The organism is Prosthecobacter fluviatilis, from assembly GCF_055388355.1.
In genome coordinates this window covers 6,176,601-6,192,680 of sequence record NZ_AP043782.1, presented here as the reverse complement: position 1 = coordinate 6,192,680, position 16,080 = coordinate 6,176,601, and the positions used below count along the sequence as shown (strand labels likewise).

General features: G+C 61.9%; 12 protein-coding genes. 5 read left to right on the top strand and 7 right to left on the bottom strand.

The genetic code is table 11. The features are described 5' to 3' along the window. Nucleotides 1–9 precede the first annotated feature (9 nt). Both ACZ5WW_RS24245 and ACZ5WW_RS24240 read left to right on the top strand, forming a co-directional pair. A complete protein-coding gene (locus ACZ5WW_RS24245) occupies nt 10–252 on the top strand; it encodes a DUF6868 family protein (protein ID WP_377163807.1) in 243 nt (80 codons plus the stop codon). A 62-nt stretch (nt 253–314) separates the two neighbouring features. After that, nucleotides 315–713: a hypothetical protein gene (locus ACZ5WW_RS24240; protein WP_377163805.1), complete on the top strand. Its 399-nt coding sequence runs from the start codon at nt 315–317 to the stop codon at nt 711–713. 142 nt (nt 714–855) lie between these two features. Here ACZ5WW_RS24240 and ACZ5WW_RS24235 read toward each other — a convergent pair whose 3' ends face one another. Both ACZ5WW_RS24235 and ACZ5WW_RS24230 read right to left on the bottom strand, forming a co-directional pair. Beyond that, nucleotides 856–2,637, bottom strand: a complete 1,782-nt coding sequence (locus tag ACZ5WW_RS24235) for a glycine--tRNA ligase (protein ID WP_377163803.1) — start codon at nt 2,635–2,637, stop codon at nt 856–858. Between the two features lie 377 nt (nt 2,638–3,014). Beyond that, on the bottom strand, nt 3,015–3,908 hold the full coding sequence (locus ACZ5WW_RS24230; protein WP_377163801.1) for a LysR family transcriptional regulator: 894 nt from the start codon (nt 3,906–3,908) through the stop codon (nt 3,015–3,017). A 93-nt stretch (nt 3,909–4,001) separates the two neighbouring features. Here ACZ5WW_RS24230 and ACZ5WW_RS24225 point away from each other — a divergent pair, with 93 nt between their 5' ends. Further along, on the top strand, nt 4,002–5,297 hold the full coding sequence (locus ACZ5WW_RS24225) for a cation:proton antiporter (RefSeq protein WP_377163799.1): 1,296 nt from the start codon (nt 4,002–4,004) through the stop codon (nt 5,295–5,297). A 110-nt stretch (nt 5,298–5,407) separates the two neighbouring features. On the opposite strand, the gene ACZ5WW_RS24220 is transcribed toward ACZ5WW_RS24225, so the two are convergent. The 3 genes from ACZ5WW_RS24220 to ACZ5WW_RS24210 are packed head-to-tail and all read right to left on the bottom strand — an operon-like array spanning nt 5,408 to nt 9,736. After that, nucleotides 5,408–6,967: an NAD(P)/FAD-dependent oxidoreductase gene (locus tag ACZ5WW_RS24220; protein ID WP_377163797.1), complete on the bottom strand. Its 1,560-nt coding sequence runs from the start codon at nt 6,965–6,967 to the stop codon at nt 5,408–5,410. A gap of 28 nt (nt 6,968–6,995) precedes the next feature. Beyond that, the gene (locus ACZ5WW_RS24215) at nt 6,996–8,447 is read right to left on the bottom strand and encodes a cation:proton antiporter domain-containing protein (RefSeq protein WP_377163795.1); all 1,452 of its coding nucleotides are present in this window, start codon (nt 8,445–8,447) and stop codon (nt 6,996–6,998) included. A 38-nt stretch (nt 8,448–8,485) separates the two neighbouring features. Further along, a complete protein-coding gene (locus ACZ5WW_RS24210; protein ID WP_377163793.1) occupies nt 8,486–9,736 on the bottom strand; it encodes an NAD(P)/FAD-dependent oxidoreductase in 1,251 nt (416 codons plus the stop codon). A 181-nt stretch (nt 9,737–9,917) separates the two neighbouring features. Here ACZ5WW_RS24210 and ACZ5WW_RS24205 point away from each other — a divergent pair, with 181 nt between their 5' ends. Continuing rightward, entirely contained in the window at nt 9,918–11,213 is a 1,296-nt protein-coding gene (locus ACZ5WW_RS24205; protein WP_377163791.1) for an alginate export family protein, read from the top strand. 62 nt (nt 11,214–11,275) lie between these two features. Next, nucleotides 11,276–13,819: an ATP-dependent helicase HrpB gene (gene hrpB, locus ACZ5WW_RS24200; RefSeq protein ID WP_377163789.1), complete on the top strand. Its 2,544-nt coding sequence runs from the start codon at nt 11,276–11,278 to the stop codon at nt 13,817–13,819. 7 nt (nt 13,820–13,826) lie between these two features. Here the strand turns inward: hrpB and ACZ5WW_RS24195 are convergent, their stop codons facing one another. Both ACZ5WW_RS24195 and ACZ5WW_RS24190 read right to left on the bottom strand, forming a co-directional pair. Continuing rightward, nucleotides 13,827–14,936: a hypothetical protein gene (locus ACZ5WW_RS24195; protein WP_377163787.1), complete on the bottom strand. Its 1,110-nt coding sequence runs from the start codon at nt 14,934–14,936 to the stop codon at nt 13,827–13,829. Nucleotides 14,937–14,990: 54 nt separating this feature from the next. Next, nucleotides 14,991–16,067, bottom strand: coding sequence for a L,D-transpeptidase family protein (locus ACZ5WW_RS24190; RefSeq protein WP_377163785.1), 1,077 nt, complete (start codon nt 16,065–16,067; stop codon nt 14,991–14,993). Between the last annotated feature and the right edge of the window lie 13 nt (nt 16,068–16,080).

The following is a 16,080-nucleotide window of genomic DNA, read 5'->3' as shown; positions in this document are numbered from 1 at the left end:
TGCTCCCCCATGAGCATTGAGACCACGCGCAGCTTTCTCCTGTGGTGCCTCGGCATCAACTACGGCGTGCTCATGCTGTGGTTTCTGGCATTCAGCCTGGCACACGACACCATCTACCGCCTGCATGTGCGATGGTTTCGCCTAACGGTGGAGCAGTTTGATGCGGTGCATTACGCTGGCATGGCGGTCTACAAGATCGGCGTCCTTCTGCTGAATTTGGTGCCGTATGTGGCGCTGAGGATCATGGGTTGAGGAGCAACCCCAGAACGCTCGTTCGAGCCCGACAGGTATGTCAGCCATCCACTCGTCCAAAAATGCCCGGTTCTACTGAAGTCTTGAAGCGCATGCTGAAAGACAGCAACGGTGCGTACTCCGATTTCGAGTATGTGCCAAACTCGACGGAGACGGATCTCATGATCGACTGCGGCGTGCTGTTCCTCATGGCGTTTTGGTCGGGACCGGCGGTCATGGGATTCAAAAACCTCTGCGAATCGCTGCACGCCATCGAGCTTCCGAGTGGTTTCCTCTTTCGAGTTTTGGATTGGGATGGCGCGACTCACTTCCTCGACCGACTTTCTCAACATGATTTGATCATCGGGGGAAACGCCGAGGCTTTCTGGTTTCGTAAGGGGAAGATCATCGCCGCGACTCACGTGGGGACATCGTCGCCGGAACGGATTATGAAGATCATTGACCGACTCGCTCAGTCATGAGCCAGGAGTTCGCCAGCCGAACCTCCCCACAGCGCTGCGAATGATGGCCACTGGAGAGGGATCATCCTGATCCCTCCACACTCCGAGTTCACCCGCTGTTTCCAAAGTGGGGGATCAAGATGATCCCCCTCCTAGACATGGTTTACGACACCAGCGGCAGCAGTTTGCCCAGCAGATCGCTGATCTTCACGCGCTCCTGCTCGCCGCTGTCGCGGTGGCGGAGGGTGACGGTGTCGGCGAGTTCGGGGCCTTTTTCGCCGCAGGTTTCGAAGTCGATGGTGACGCCGAAGGGAGTGCCGGCTTCGTCCTGACGGGCGTAGCGGCGCCCGATGGCGGCGGTCTCGTCGTAGAAGCAGTTCATGTGCTTCTTGAGGAGCGCATAGACTTCGCGAGCCTTGGCGACGAGTTCGGGCTTGTTCTTCAGCAGCGGGAAGACGCCCACTTTGACCGGAGCCACACGTGGATGCAAGCGCAGGATGGTGCGAGTCTCAACCTTGCCATTCACATCAGCTTTTTCTTCTTCGACAAAGGCTTTCGCGAGAACGGCCAGCGCCATGCGGTCGAGACCGGCGGAGGGCTCGATGACGTGGGGGACGTAGTTGCCTTTGAAGAGGCGCTCGAACCAGGCACGCACATCGGCTTCGGGCATCGGCTCGCCCTTGGTCTTGGCGGCTTCAGCGGCGAGGCGCTTCTGGATGAGGGCTTCCTTCTGCTCTGGCGTGAGCTTGGCAGCGGCGGTCTTGAGTTCTTCGTCGAAGACTTCGAGCGACTTGGTGCTGTGCTTCTGGTGCTGGGAGAGGTCGAAGTCGCCACGGGCGGCGATGCCCTCCAGCTCTTCGGTGCCGAAGGGGAATTCGCAGAGGATGTCCACGCAGGCGCGGGCGTAGTGGGCCAGGTCTGCAGGCGTCTGCCAGTAGTACTCCAGCACATCGCCGAGGCCGATGCCTTCGTAGAACTTGGTGCGCTGATCCACCCAGTAGCGGTGCCACATCTGCCAGCCCCAGTTGGGCTTGGGCTCGCTGAGGTCCGCACCTTCGCTCCAGGCCATGACTTCGCCGGAGATGATCTCCACGGCTTCGTCGGGCTTGATGAAGAATTCGAGCTCCATCTGCTCAAACTCGCGGCTGCGGAAGGTGAAGTTCTTCGGCGTCACCTCATTGCGGAAGGCCTTGCCGATCTGACCGATGCCGAAGGGCACCTTCACGCGGCTGGAGTCATACACGTTCTTGAACTGCGCAAAGATGGCCTGTGCGGTTTCAGGGCGCAGGTAGGTGACGTCCGCCTCGGTCGCGGTGGGGCCGAGGTAGGTCTTGAGCATGAGGTTGAAGGGACGAGCCTCGCCGAGTGCGCCGCCGGTTTCGGGGTGAAAGTCCACGCTGCCAGTCATGGCGTCGATCTTCTCCTCATTGAGCAGCTCGATCTCCTCGGGCTTGCCTGCGGCTTCACCGGCGTTCTGGGCGATGAGGGCGCGGATGCGCTTGCGGAAGCTTTCGATGTGCTCGCCGTTTTTCAGCAGGGCGGACACGGGGCGGTCCCAGCGCCAGCCGGTGGGAGAAGTTGCACCGCTGTATTTCATGACGACGCCGTCCTGCGGCTCCACATGGTCGGCGCGCACGCGCTTGTTGGTCAGCGAGCACTCACGCATGAGGTCGGCAAAGGTGTCCACATGGCCGCTGGCCTTCCAGATGGCGGGATTCATGAGGATGCTGGCATCCAGGCCCAGCACGTCCTCGCGCTCGCGGGTCATGGTGTTCCACCAGACGTTGCGCAGGTTGCGCTTCAGCTCGGCACCGAGGGGGCCGTAGTCCCACACGCCGCCACAGCCGCCGTAGATCTCGCTGCTTTGATAGATGAAGCCGCGGCGCTTGCAGAGGGAAACGATCTTCTCCATTTGCGCGATAGAGTTCTTGGCGTCGGTGGACATGATAGGTAGTCGATTGAGGGTATGGGATGTGCCGAATGGCTGGACTGCCACCGGCGAGATGGGGGCGCGAAAGGAGCACCGCCACGCCTGCGGTGCAACGCTTTTCAGGAGAAGACGGAGGGCTCTATCCTGCTCGCACTCTTTCATTGCGTATCGCATCGCCGCGGAGGAGAGCAATGGGGAATGCAAGACTGCTGGCTGATTGCGGGAGCGCTGATCGGCAGACAGGAGCGTCCGTCGTGCTTCCCCGGCTTGCGCTGGCAGGCAGTACGACAGGCACTCATGCCTGTCGATCAGCGCATGATGCCCCCCCCCTGGCGGCAAAGCACTCACGAGCGACTCTGCAAGATCGAAGACGAGGACGGTTCATTCCCGCCTCACTCCCACAACCGCCCATTCTTCAGCCACTCTTTGACGAGTCCGCGAAAGGCCGCCACGGCGGGGTCTTCGCCCTCCTTGGCCCAGACCATCACCAGCGGGATGGTCTGCTGAGGCTTCAGCGGAATGAGGGCGAGGTTTTTGTTGGCTGTGCTTTCCGGCACCACGCCCACACCGGCACCGGATTCCACGTATTGCAGCACCGTGCCGATGAGGCTGGGCATGTGCTTCACGCGTGGCACAAAGCCCGCAGCCTGGCACGCCGCCTGAATGGCATCGTGAGAGCCTGCGCCCTCGCGCCGCGCCAGGATGATGAGCGGCTCTCCGACCAGCTTTTTCCACGGCAGCGAGGCCAGCCTGGCCCAGGGGTGATCCAGCGGCACGGCGGCGCAGAATTTCTCCTCCCGCAGCAGCAGGGTCTGCAGGCCCAGCGCCTCATGCGCCAGCACGGGGCGCGTGAGGCCCACGGAGAGACGCCCTTTGGAAACCATCTCCCACACGCGCTCCGGGGTGCGCTCCTCCAGGATCACCGTCACACGCGGATAGCGCCTGCCGTATTCCTTGAGCAGGCGCGCGAGAAACGGACGTGTGGGCGGCCCGATGTAGCCGAGGCGCAGCTCGCCCTCCTCGCCCTTGGCGGTGCGGTGCACGCGGCGCAAGGCCTCGTCCAGACGCTCCAGGATGAGCCCAGTCTCGTGCAGCAGCACATTTCCCGCAGGCGTCAGGCGCGGGGAGCGGCGCTCGCGCTCGATGAGCTGCGCGCCCAGCTCACGCTCGATCTCCTGCACCGCACGGCTCAGCGCCGGCTGGGCGATGCGGAGCCGCCGCGCCGCACGGGAGAAGCTCAGCTCCTCCGCCACGGCCTGGAAATATTTCAAATGTCGCAGTTCCATGATGTGTGCATTCTATACCGAACGGGCATCAAAGGTATATCAAAAGTCTATTTTCGTTACTGAAGCACCTGATCCACAAATGGGCCTCGCGCAATGAACAACGTCTCCCTCGCCGTACAGTTTTTCCTCCAGATCGCCGTCATCCTGCTGGCCTGCCGTGTGGTGGGCGCCATCGCGGCGCGCTTCGGCCAGCCGCAGGTGGTGGCGGAGATGATCACCGGTGTGCTGCTGGGGCCATCGCTCTTCGGCCTGCTGGCGCCGGAGTGGCAGCAGTGGCTCTTTCCCTGGGACAAGGCGCAGAAGCTGCGGGACACCTCCTGCTACCTCTTCCCCGCCTCGCAGCTTGGTCTGGCGCTTTATATGTTCATCGTCGGCATGGAGTTCCGCATGGACATCGTCAGCAAGCGCATGAAGAGCAGCGTGGCCGTCTCCATCGCGGGCATGGTCACTCCTTTCCTCCTGGGTGCAGGGCTGGCCTGGGTGCTGTTTCACCACACGGAGCTCTTCCCCAAGAAGACCTCCCTCACCGAGGCCATGCTCTTTCTGGGGGCGTCCATGTGCATCACCGCCTTCCCCATGCTGGCGCGCATCATCCACTTCAAAGGGCTGGCCGGCACGACCATGGGCACCGTGGCCATCGGCGCGGGTGCCATCGATGATGCCACCGCCTGGATCCTCCTGGCCGTCGTCCTAGCCAGCTTTGACAACAACATCGGCCACGCGCTTTACAACATCGGCGGTGCAGCAGGCTTTGTCACCGTAGCGCTCCTGATCATCCGTCCGCTGCTGTCACGCTTCTCTTCCCTGCTCATTGAAAAAGACAAGCTCAGCGACGCCGGCCTCGTCATCGGTCTGGCCATGATGTCTCTGGGAGCGTGGTTTACCGACATGATCGGCCTGCACGCCGTGTTTGGCGCTTTCATCATGGGCGCGGTGATGCCACGTGGCATCATGGTGCGCGATCTTTGCGCCCGCATCCAGCCGCTGGCCGTGGCGCTGCTGCTGCCGCTCTTCTTCACCTACTCCGGGCTGAACACCAAGATCGGCCTGCTCAATACCTGGTACCTCTGGGGCATGTGCGCCGCCGTGCTGGCCGCCGCCGTGCTGGGCAAGTGGATCGCCTGCACGCTGGCTGCACGCGCCACCGGCATCTCCGGCCGCGAGGCCATGGGCATCGGCATCCTCATGAACGCCCGCGGCCTCATGGAGCTGATCATCATCAACATCGGCCTGCAGCGCGGCATCATCTCCGAGGGTCTCTTTGCCACGCTCGTGATCATGGCGGTGGTCACCACCCTCATGGCCTCTCCCATCTTTGAGCGCCTCGTCGGCTCCGGCACCTACAAGCCCGAACCTGAGCCCGACGCCGAGCCTCAGCTGAGCTTCTGAAAAGCTGCTGTGTGAGTGCAGCCTGAGCCTTGAACATGGTGAGCGGCCACAGGCACCGCCGGGCTGATCTGCCGTGACTGCAACCGCGCGGGGCCCACGCCCCGGTGCCCTCAGAGAACTGCGGGCACCGTCTGTGGTGGCAGGTGAGAGGCGGCCACGTCCTCGGCTGTCTCTCCCCAGCTCTTCCAGCCTTCCCTGAGCTCCAGCACCGCCCACTCGGCCAGCATGCCAAAGAGCTTGATGGCGTCATGGCGGTGAATCCTGAAGCCCCGGATGAGGCTGCGGCGGTTGCGGTTGGTTTTGCCGAGCTCCTGGTCACGGCGGCGGCGGCGCGCGATCTGGGCGAAGCGCCGGTTATAGGTGCTCATGATTTTGTAGATCAGGCCTTCCCCGGTGGCAAAGGGTGGGGTGTGGAGGGCTTTGTCCCCCTGCTCAAACGGATGACGTGCCACGCCCCAGTAGTACAGACCGAGATCGAGCCGGTAAGCCAGGTCCATGAGATCAAACTCGCCCATGTACTCATACTTGTCCCTGTAGAGGGCACGGAACCAGCAGCGGTGGCTGGTGGAGAAGGTATGGTTGTACTCCGGCACCAGCCAGGCCATGGAGGCCCCTCTGCGCTGCTGCGTGATCAAATTCGCGGCGCTGCTGGTGGTGTAGGAGATCCAGTCCATGCCGGGGCTGTAAAAGGGGTCCATGAAAGCAGCGGCATCTCCCACCAGCACAAAGCCGTCTCCGGCAAAGGTGGTGCTGTAGTAGGCGAGGTTCTTGCGCCAGTGCACATCGCTCTCATCAAACTGGGCGTTCTCCAGCAGATCGCGTGCGACGGGGTGCTTCATCAGGAAGGTCTTCAGCCGCTCACCCACCTTGCCGCCGTCCTGCGGGAAATCGACGACACGCTGGTCAAAGACCACGCCCACGCTCATGTCTCCGCCTTTCAGCGGAATCCACCAGCTCCACCAGCCATCGCCGATGACGTGGTTGGTGGCTGTGCCGCGCACGCAGTAGAGCGCGGCAGACCACTCCGGGTATTTTTCCGCCAGCTCGCGGCCGTCCCAGTCCCGCACGCCTTTCCAGCGCGACCACGCGGCGGTGGTGGGATGCTCGAAGTTGGACTTCCACCAGTCGTTCTTGCGGGCGATGAGCGCGGCCACGCCGGAGGCATCCACGATCCATCGCGCCTGCACCGTATGGGTCGTGTCTCCCTGTTTGTAAGTGACGGTCTGCAGACCGCCGCTTTCCAGCTGCACGCCGTTGATGGTGACCGGTCGCAGCAGCGTGGCTCCGGCTGCGCAGGCGCGGCGCAGCACCTCCTCATCAAAGGTGGAGCGATCGAGCTGGTAGGAAGGGAGCTTGACCTGGTATTTGGAGCCGAGCTCGCTGGCCTCGGCGATGGAGGCCGTGTCCTTGTTGGCAAACCAGAAGCGCAGGCCCTGCTTGCAGATGTGGGACTCATTGAGGTACTGCGTGAGGCCCAGCACCCTGCCCATGAAGTAGGCGCTGACCTCCACCGTGGCCTCTCCCACGCGGCGGCCCAGCCTTTCGTTCTTTTCCAGAATGAGCACCCGTATGCCTGGATTGTGCCGCAGCAGCAGCGTGGCGGTGGCGGCCCCGGAAAGAGCACCGCCCATGACAATGACGTCGTAAGTGGCGTTGGTTTCAGAATTCATGGCGTTCATGGATGGTGCGAGATCACGCTCACGCAGCCAGAGTTGTGCGTGAGTCGTCCATCACCGTCTGCCTGCTGCCAAACAGCGTCAGCAGCGGCCCCGTGAGCATGGTGGTGGCCAGCGCCATGATCACCAGCATGGCAAAGATGCGCGGCGAGAGAATGCCGAGGTCATAGCCGATGTTCAACGCGATCAGCTCCATGAGCCCGCGTGTGTTCATCAGCGCCCCGAGCTGCAGGGACTCGCTCCAGTTCATGCCCGTCCAGCGCGCGGCGATGGCGCTGCCGCCCAGCTTGCCCACGGTGGCCACGGCGATGATGCCCAGGCACAGCGCCCAGCCCTGCACATCATTGAGCAGACCGATCTGGGTGCGCAGCCCGGTGAAGGCAAAGAACAGCGGCAGCAGCAGCACGGAGCTGAAATTCTCCACCCGCACGCTCAGCTTGTGCCGGAAGCCGCCCGCCTCTGGCATGATGGCCCCTGCCAGGAATGCGCCAAACAGCGCGTGGATGCCGATGACCTCCGTGGCCAGCGCCGACCCCACCACCACGCAGATGACCGTGGCAAGCACGCCACGCGAGGGCGCCTCGCTTTCCATCCCCTCATTGCCAATCCAGCGCGGCAGCAGCAGCCGCACGCCTTTGATCATGATGGCGATGAAAGCCAGCACCAGCAGCAGATTCAGCGCGGAGGCGCCAACGCTCGTGGCGCGTGCGATGGCCACCACAAAGGCCAGGATGCTCCACGCCGTAACGTCGTCAACCGCAGCGCAGGTGATGGCCGTGCTGCCGAGAAAGGTGCGGCTCATCCCGCGCTCCTGCAAGATGCGCGCCAGCACCGGAAAGGCCGTGATGCTCATGGAGATGCCCATGAAAAGCGCGAAGGCCATGAAGCCCGTACCCGGCTGCGCGAGGTCCGTGTACAGAAAATACGCCAGCACCACACCGAGGAAGTAGGGCAGCACAATGCTCGCGTGACTCACGATCACGGCGGCCTCCGCCTTTTTCCGCACTTGCCCCATGTCCACCTCCATGCCCACCACAAACATGAACAGGCACACGCCGATCTGGCTCAGCAGCTTCAGCACTCCGAGGGACGTGGCGGGAAACACAAACTGAAATGCGTCCGGTGCCACCCAGCCAAACAGAGACGGCCCCAGCAGAATGCCCGCCGCCATCTCCCCCACCACCGCAGGCTGCCCGCAGCGCACAAACAGCATGCCCGCGAGCCGCGAGGCCACGATGATGACGAGGAGCTGCACAAACAGATGGCTCAGGGGATCATTCACATTGGCACTCAGCCCGGAGAGTACCGCGGCCACGGCGGAACCCGCCGCTGCCCCGCTGGCATGTGGCGCAGCCACCTTGGCGGCCACTGCCCCCTGAGGCGCAGGCAGCGCTGCCCCCAGGTGCAGCACCAGCAAAATGCCTGCACCAAGTACAGAAAGCGTGACGAGATAAAACAGAGCGCTGCGTTTCACGGGGGAGGTGGTTAAAGGTGGAAATCACAGGAAGCCGCTCACGCCGCCAGCAGCGGCTCGCCGTAGGGCAGGTCGTCTGGCAGCGGCACAAACTCGCGGATCTGGCTCCAGAGCACGCTGAAGTCCTTGTTCACGTCGCCTGAGAGGCAGTCGGTGATGGAGCCTGCGGCGTCCGGGAAGCGCTTGATCACCTCACGGAAGGAGAAGTCCGGATTGTAGAAGGCATAGACAAGCTTGCGCATGTTTTCCACGCCCTGCCGGATCGTCTCGCCATACTCGGTGAAGCGCGCCGGAGAGAGATCCCCTTCGAGAATGCCCTGGTGGATGGTCTCACCGGAAAGCACGCCGCATTTCAGCGCCAGCATGACGCCGCTGCTGAAGACGGGATCGAGAAACGCAAAGGAGTCCCCCACCAGCAGCAGCCCGGGGCCGGCGCAATGCCGCGCGTGATGCGAGTACTCGCTGGTGATGCGGTATTCACCATTGGAAACGCCCGTGCCCAGGTGGTCTTTAATCCACTGGTTTTCCTCCACCTCGCGCTTGAAGATTTCCTTCGGATCCTTCACACCGCCACGCGTAAGGTACTTGCCCTCCGCCACCACTCCCACGCTCACCATGTCATCGTGCTGCGGGATGTGCCAGAACCAGCCTTTGTCAGGAATGTAAGCGACCATCGTCTGGCCTTCGTCGATGCCGGGCTCGCGGGTGGAGCCCTGGTAGTACGTCCACACCGCCACTTTGTTGAGGTAGGGGTCGCGCATGCGCCAGCCGTTGCGCGTGGCGGAAAAGGCTTCCTTGCCGGTGCAGTCCAGCGTGATCTTGGCGCGGTATTCGGTGACGTTGCCGTCCTTGTCTTTGGCACGTGCGCCAGCCACGCGACCGTCTTCCTTGATCAGTTCCAGCACGGTCGTCTCCTCCTTCACCTCAGCGCCTTTTTCGCGTGCATTGTCCAGCAGCATCTGGTCAAACTCCGAACGCAGAACCTGCCACGTCTGCGCCACGCTTTCGCGGTCATAGCGGTTGAAGAAATAGAAGGGCTGCGAGGCCTTGCCGCTGGGCTGCACAAAGGCCACGCTGTACTTCTTCACAAAGTGGGACTTCTTCATCTTCGGGATCATGCCCAGCCGCTCCAGCGGTCCGTAGGTGAAGGGAATGAGCGACTCGCCAATGTGGTAACGCGGGAATTTTTCGCGTTCGAGGATGAGTACCTTGTGGCCGTATTCAGCCAGAATGGCGGCAGCGCTGGAACCCGCAGGCCCGGCGCCAATGATAAGCGCGTCGTAGTTCATGGAATGAGAGATCGCCTTTGGGGCCCGCATGAATAACCGCCCGCCCATGATAACGGAAATCTCATCTCGCTATGGCTTTGATGCCACTTCGGCATGCACCAACCACCATAACAACCCAGCATCAAAACCATGCCGAAAGTCTATTTCCGTTATTGCGCCATCTGTTGAAAAAATGAAGCTCATGCGCACTTCCCTGCTCCTGCCTGCACTCCTGCTCCTGACCGCCCACGCACGGGCCGAGGGCATCGCCGACCAGCTCAAATGGAACTTCCAGGCCCGCACCCGTGCCGAGTCACGCAACAACACCTTCGATTTCAACTCCGCGAAAAACTCCGTCACGGACGACACCTTTGTGCTGGCTCGTGTGCGGCTCGGGGTGGAATGGCAGCCGGATGCGTGGGTACGCATCGCCCTGCAGGGGCAGGACACGCGTGAGGCTTTTTCCAAGCGCGCCAACGTGCCGCTGCAAAACGGTGCGGAAGGAGACGACAGCTTTGACCTCCGACTGGCCAGCATCGAGCTGGGAAACCCAAAGCACTTCACCGTGAAAGCCGGACGCCAAGTGCTGAGCTATGGAGACGAGCGGCTCGTCGGCCCGCTGGAGTGGCAGAACTTCAGTCGCACCTTTGACGCCGTGAAGCTGCACTACCAGGCGCCGACCTGGTGGCTGGATGCCTTCACCTCCAGCGTGGTGCGCATCCGCCGTTCGCAGTTCAATGTCTCGGACTGGATCAACGACGCCGCCTCACGAAACCAATTTTTCAGCGGCCTCTACTTCAGCAGCCAGGCCATCCCCTTTCAGACCACGGACCTTTACGCCTTTCACCTGCACGAGGAAAACGCTGCGGGCGTGTCCAATTTCGTGACCTTCGGCACCCGTCACAAAGGAGACCCCACCAAGCTGCGCGGCTGGGACTACACCGTGGAGCTCGTGGGCCAGGTGGGCCAGCTCAGCGGCAAATCCCTCACCGCCTACGCCTACCATCTGGAGGGCGGCTACAACTGGCTCAAAACCCCGTGGAAGCCCCGCCTCGCGCTCGAATACAGCGCAGGCAGCGGTGACAGCAATCCCAACGACGGCCACGCGCACACCTTCCAGAACCTCTTTCCCACCAACCACCCTCCCTACGGCTTCATGGATCTCTTTTCCTGGCAGAACATGCAGAACGTGGCGCTGCGCCTGGCCGCCAATCCCACCGCCAAAACCAAGACCACGCTGGACTTTCACTCCTTCTGGCTCACCACCACCGGAGACGCCTGGTACCGCGCCAACGGCACCACCACCGTGCGCCCCGTCAGCCCCAATGCCAACAGCCACGCCGGATGCGAACTGGACCTGACCGTGAGCACCAAGCTCACCCCGCACCTCGATCTCCTGCTCGGCTACTCCCACTTTTTTGCCGGTGCCTACCTCGCCGCCACAGGCCCGAGCGATGATGCCGACTTTGGCTACTGCATGCTGACGCTGAACTATTGAGCGCCAGCAGGCTCATTTTTTCGTGTATTTGATGGCATTCATGGGCCACCACATGGGCGTCCATGTCCAGCCCAGCCACGCTTCCCATCTTCGAACTCCGCCAGACCTTCACCGCCGCGCTTCTTGATCCGGCGCTGCCGAATCTGCTCATCAAAGCGCCCACGGGCTCCGGCAAGTCCACGCAGATCCCGCAGTTCGTGCTGGACTCCGGCCTGCTGGCGGAGGGAAAGCGCTGCATCGTGCTGCAGCCACGCCGAATCGCCGCACGCATGCTGGCCCAGCGCGTGGCGCGCGAGCGCAATGCACGCCTGGGCGGCGAGGTGGGCTATCAGGTGCGCTTTGAAAACATCACCAGCAAGGAGACGCGCCTGAGCTATGTGACCGAGGGCGTAATGCTGCGCCAGATGCTGGAAGATCCGCAGCTCGAACGCGTGGGCTGCATCGTCATCGACGAATTCCACGAGCGGCATCTCGATGGCGATCTCGTGCTCGCCTTTGCGCGCCAGCTTCAGCGCACACGGCGGCCCGATTTGAAAATCATCGTCATGTCCGCCACGCTGGTGCCGGGACCGCTAGTGGATTTCATGCAGCCCTCCAAGCTGCTGGAATCCGAAGGCCGTACCTTCCCGGTGGAGGTGCACTACCAGGCCCCGCTCCAGCTCAAGACCGGCTACCCGGAGCCGATCTGGGACCAGGCCGCGCGTGCCTGCGAAGACCTCGCAAACTCCCCCGGCTTCAGCGGAGACATGCTCGTCTTCATGCCCGGCGGTCATGAAATCAGGAAGACCATCGCCGCCATTCAGGGCCGCAGCTTTGCGCATGGCCGCCGCGTGGTGCCGCTGCATGGCGAGCTGACACCGCAGGATCAGGATGCCGCCGTCACACCCGGCGAGCAGCCCAAGATCATCGTCAGCACCAACGTCGCGGAAACCTCCCTCACCATCGAAGGCGTGCGCGCCGTGGTGGATGGCGGCCTGGCCCGCACGGCCTCGTATGATCCGCGCCGTGGCATCAATACGCTGACTGTGCAAAAGATCAGCCGAGCCTCCGCCGAGCAACGTGCCGGACGTGCAGGCCGTCTTGGCCCCGGCATCGCTGTGCGACTGTGGACTCAGCGCGAGCATCTGCTGCGGCCCGAGAGCGAACTGCCCGAAGTGCAGCGCCTCGATTTGAGCGAGGCGTTGCTCGCATTGCGCGTGCTTTCACGCGAGCCCTTCGACTGGTTTGAGCCGCCCACGCCTGCCTCGCAGTCGCGTGCCGAGGGTCTGCTGCACGATCTCGGAGCACTTGATCACGAAGGGCACATCACCGCTCTGGGAAAACAGATGAGCCGATTCCCACTGCATCCGCGCTTTTCCCGCATGCTGCTCGCCGCCGCGCAGTTTGGCTGCCTGCGTGAGGCCACGCTCTGCGCTGCTGCTGCACAGGGGCGGGACATTTTGCTCGTTGGCAAAAACAACGCCTCGCACAAAAACGAGGACCTGTGGGAACACGACGATGTGACGGAGTTTCAGGCCATCCTGCGCGCCTTCATCCGCGCCGAGGCCATGAACTTCAACCCCGATGAGTGTGCACGCTACGGCATCCATGCCACCGCCTCGCGCGAGGCCGCACGCAGCGCCGATCAATTTCTGCAACTCGCGAAACGATCCGGCCTGCTTATCAATGACGAGGTCGCCGATCCCGTCGCGCTCGCCAAAACCCTGCTCGCCGCATTCAGCGACCACCTCGGCGTGGAGACCAGCACCGGCATCCGCATCTACCGCCTCGCGGGTGGTTACAGCGGCCACCTTGGCAAGGACGCACACATCCGCCCGCCGCGCCTCATCGTCGCCTCCGAAATCGTCGAGGTGCAGGGCAAGGCGCTCACCGTGCAGCTCAACAACTGCACCCGCATTGAAGAGGAGTGGCTGCGTGAGCTCTTCCCCGAAGATTTCACCACCGGCAACCGCGCGGCGTATGATGCCGTGAACCGCCGTGTGATGAATCTCGAAGAAGTCCGCTTCCGCAGCCTCGTGCTCAGCAGCCGCGAGCGCGGCGAGCCCGATGAATCCACCGCCGCCAGCCTGCTCGCCGCCGAAGTCATCGCAGGCCGCCTGCAGCTCACGAACTGGAACGAGAAAGTGGAGCAGTGGATCACCCGCGTGAACTGCCTGTCCAAATGGATGCCCGACCTCGAAATTCCCGCCATCGGCGAAGAGGACCGCCACCTCATCATCGAGCAGGTGTGCACCGGCTGCATCGCCTACCGCCAGCTCAAGGACCGCGATATCTTCCCCGCCCTGCACCAGTGGCTCAGCCACAGCCAGCGCGAGCTCCTCGACAAATACGCCCCCGAACGCTACCCGCTCAAGAACGGCAAGACCGCCCGCATCGTCTATGACGAAAAGCAGCCACCGAGCGTGAGCGTGGTGCTGCAGCAGATGTACGACGTGAACGAAAATCCGAAGGTCGCCGCCGGACGCATCAGCGTGACGGTGCATCTGCTCTCACCCGCACAGAGACCGATTCAGACGACGGGAGATATTGGACGGTTTTGGAGAGAGGGATATCCGGCGGTGAAGGCGCAGCTGCGGGGGCGGTATCCGAAGCATGAGTGGCGGTGAGACTCAGTCATCGAGGAGATAGCATCTCCCGAGCCTCCTGCTCACCCTCGACATGAATCTTCACAGATTTTTCCAGCGATTTAATCCGCTTTTGATATTCCAGCCCAGGATAGAGTTTCCGGGGCAGCCCCGTGAGTTTTTCAAACAGGTAGGCGGCCTCTTCACCAGGTGGATAATATCCATCCGCTGCGACAGCCTGCAATGTCCTGCTCCACTTGAAGGTCACTTTTGCAAAAGGCTTCTCTTGTCGCGTGATCCGATAGACTGAATCCGTATACGAATCACTCTCCAGATCTTTCAATTCAAACTCAACTGTCGTACCATCGGAATTCACGCGCTTGGCAATCATGAAAGGCTCCTCTGGAGGATTGTAAGGCACCTCTTCATGCCATGAGGCCTTTTCAATGAGTCTGTCTCCATTCCAGCGGCAAAAACTCCACTCTCCCCAGATGGCTCGACGCCCCGAATTGGAGTGCAAAATCACGTAGCTTCCTTGTCCCACAGGCTTGGCCATGGAGTCGGCGACACACGCAAGGCTCTTGGTTTTGGCATTCCAGCGGAACATGAAATACTCCTGGAAGTACTTGTCCACATAAGCAGCCAGGATGACCTCTGGCACGCCATCGCCAGACAGGTCTTCGAGTTCAAAGGGGTGCTCTGCGGGAGTTACGGGAAGGTAATCATCGTCGCTTTTCTTCCATCCTTTCGGGCGCCAGACAGGTGCAACGTCTATCAGCGCACAAAGTTCCCACCGTCCTGCATTCAGCCACGCCAGTCCCACCACTTTTTCTTCAGTCGCCAGCATCTCAAACGACGGATCAACCTGAAGCTCCATCAGAGCAAAGCGCTGCCCGCTGCCAAAGAGATCCCCATGCAGCACGTAACAGCCTTTGCTGGTCGTGAAACTGGAGACCGCAGCCCGTTTCTCCTTCGATGATGTGAGCGGTGCCATCTCTTTTTCAACCTGCTGGAGCAGTGCCGTGGAAAACTCCGCTGACTTTTTCGGCGGGATCATCAGAAAGCTGTGATCAGCCTGTATTTCCGCATGGCATTCGGCGGCCTGCATCCATAGACACATCAAGGCAGCAAGAAATGAAAATGGTCGGCAGGCAGTCATGATTTTCCCATTCGACATCAATCATGCGTGAAAGTCACGGCTTTCACAAAACAATCACGGCACAATCAGAACCCGCGTGCCTTTGCTCACCAGATCATGCAGCAGGATCAGGTCTGCCTTGCGGAGGCTGAGACAGCCCCAGGTGAGGTGATGATGGCCGTCGGGCCAGTCGCTGATCCAACCGTGAATGCCGACGCCGTCTCCCAGCGGTGTGCCCCGGGGAGACATGGCACCACGCTGCGCCGCGGCGGCGATCTGATCGTGCTGTCTCTGGGTGATGCGACTCTCCATTAAGGCGATGCGTGCGTCGTGGGTGTTGGGGTAGTTCAGACGCAGCCATGCAGCACCGAGGTAAGCGCCGTAGGTGCCATCGAAAGGGCCTTGGGATTTTTGAGTGATGCGGTATTCGCCCACGGGCGTGCGGTTGTCGCCATCGGTGGTTTTTCGCTGCCTGCCGTCCTGCCCCAGAGCCATGGGCAGCGTGTGTTTCACCTGTCCTTTTTCGCAGACGTAAAGCTGGTAGGAATGCTTTATCGCGATGACCACGCGCTCCTCTTTCGCGGGCACCAGCAGGCGCGAATGACTCCGGATGAACTTTGAAACACTCATCGGCCAGGTGGCCGCTTCGGCAAAGAGACAATGCCGCAGCGTGACCGTGAGCTGTGCGTGACCGCCATCTTTGCCGGGGGCGATCTGAGCGATGCGCTGTCGGCGCTTCACGGTGTCGCCAGGTTTGAGGTCGCATTGGTGAATGCCCGCATAGCCGGTCAGGACACACTGCGGCTGGCCGTTTTCGAGAAAGCGGTGCTCGATCCAGGCCTCGCCGTCCTTGACCTCGGTCACAGTCCCGGCCGCCATGGCATGCACCGGCAGCCCGGCATCCGTCTCGCCGCCGCCGCTGCCATTCCATGTCTCATGCGACTCCAGCGCGAGAGCGTCGATGACCACCTCATCCACCTTCCAGCTCTTGTACCATCTCCGAGTGGCGAGGTCCTTGTAGCCTGCGCTGCCATCGGCCCCGCCCACGGGAAAGTCGAATCCATCTGCAAGATCAGGCGCCAGGAACGGCGTGAGATCCTGAGCTGAAAGCGCACAGGTGCAGAGAAGGCAAAACAGTATCTGCAGTTTCATTCACGAGTTCATG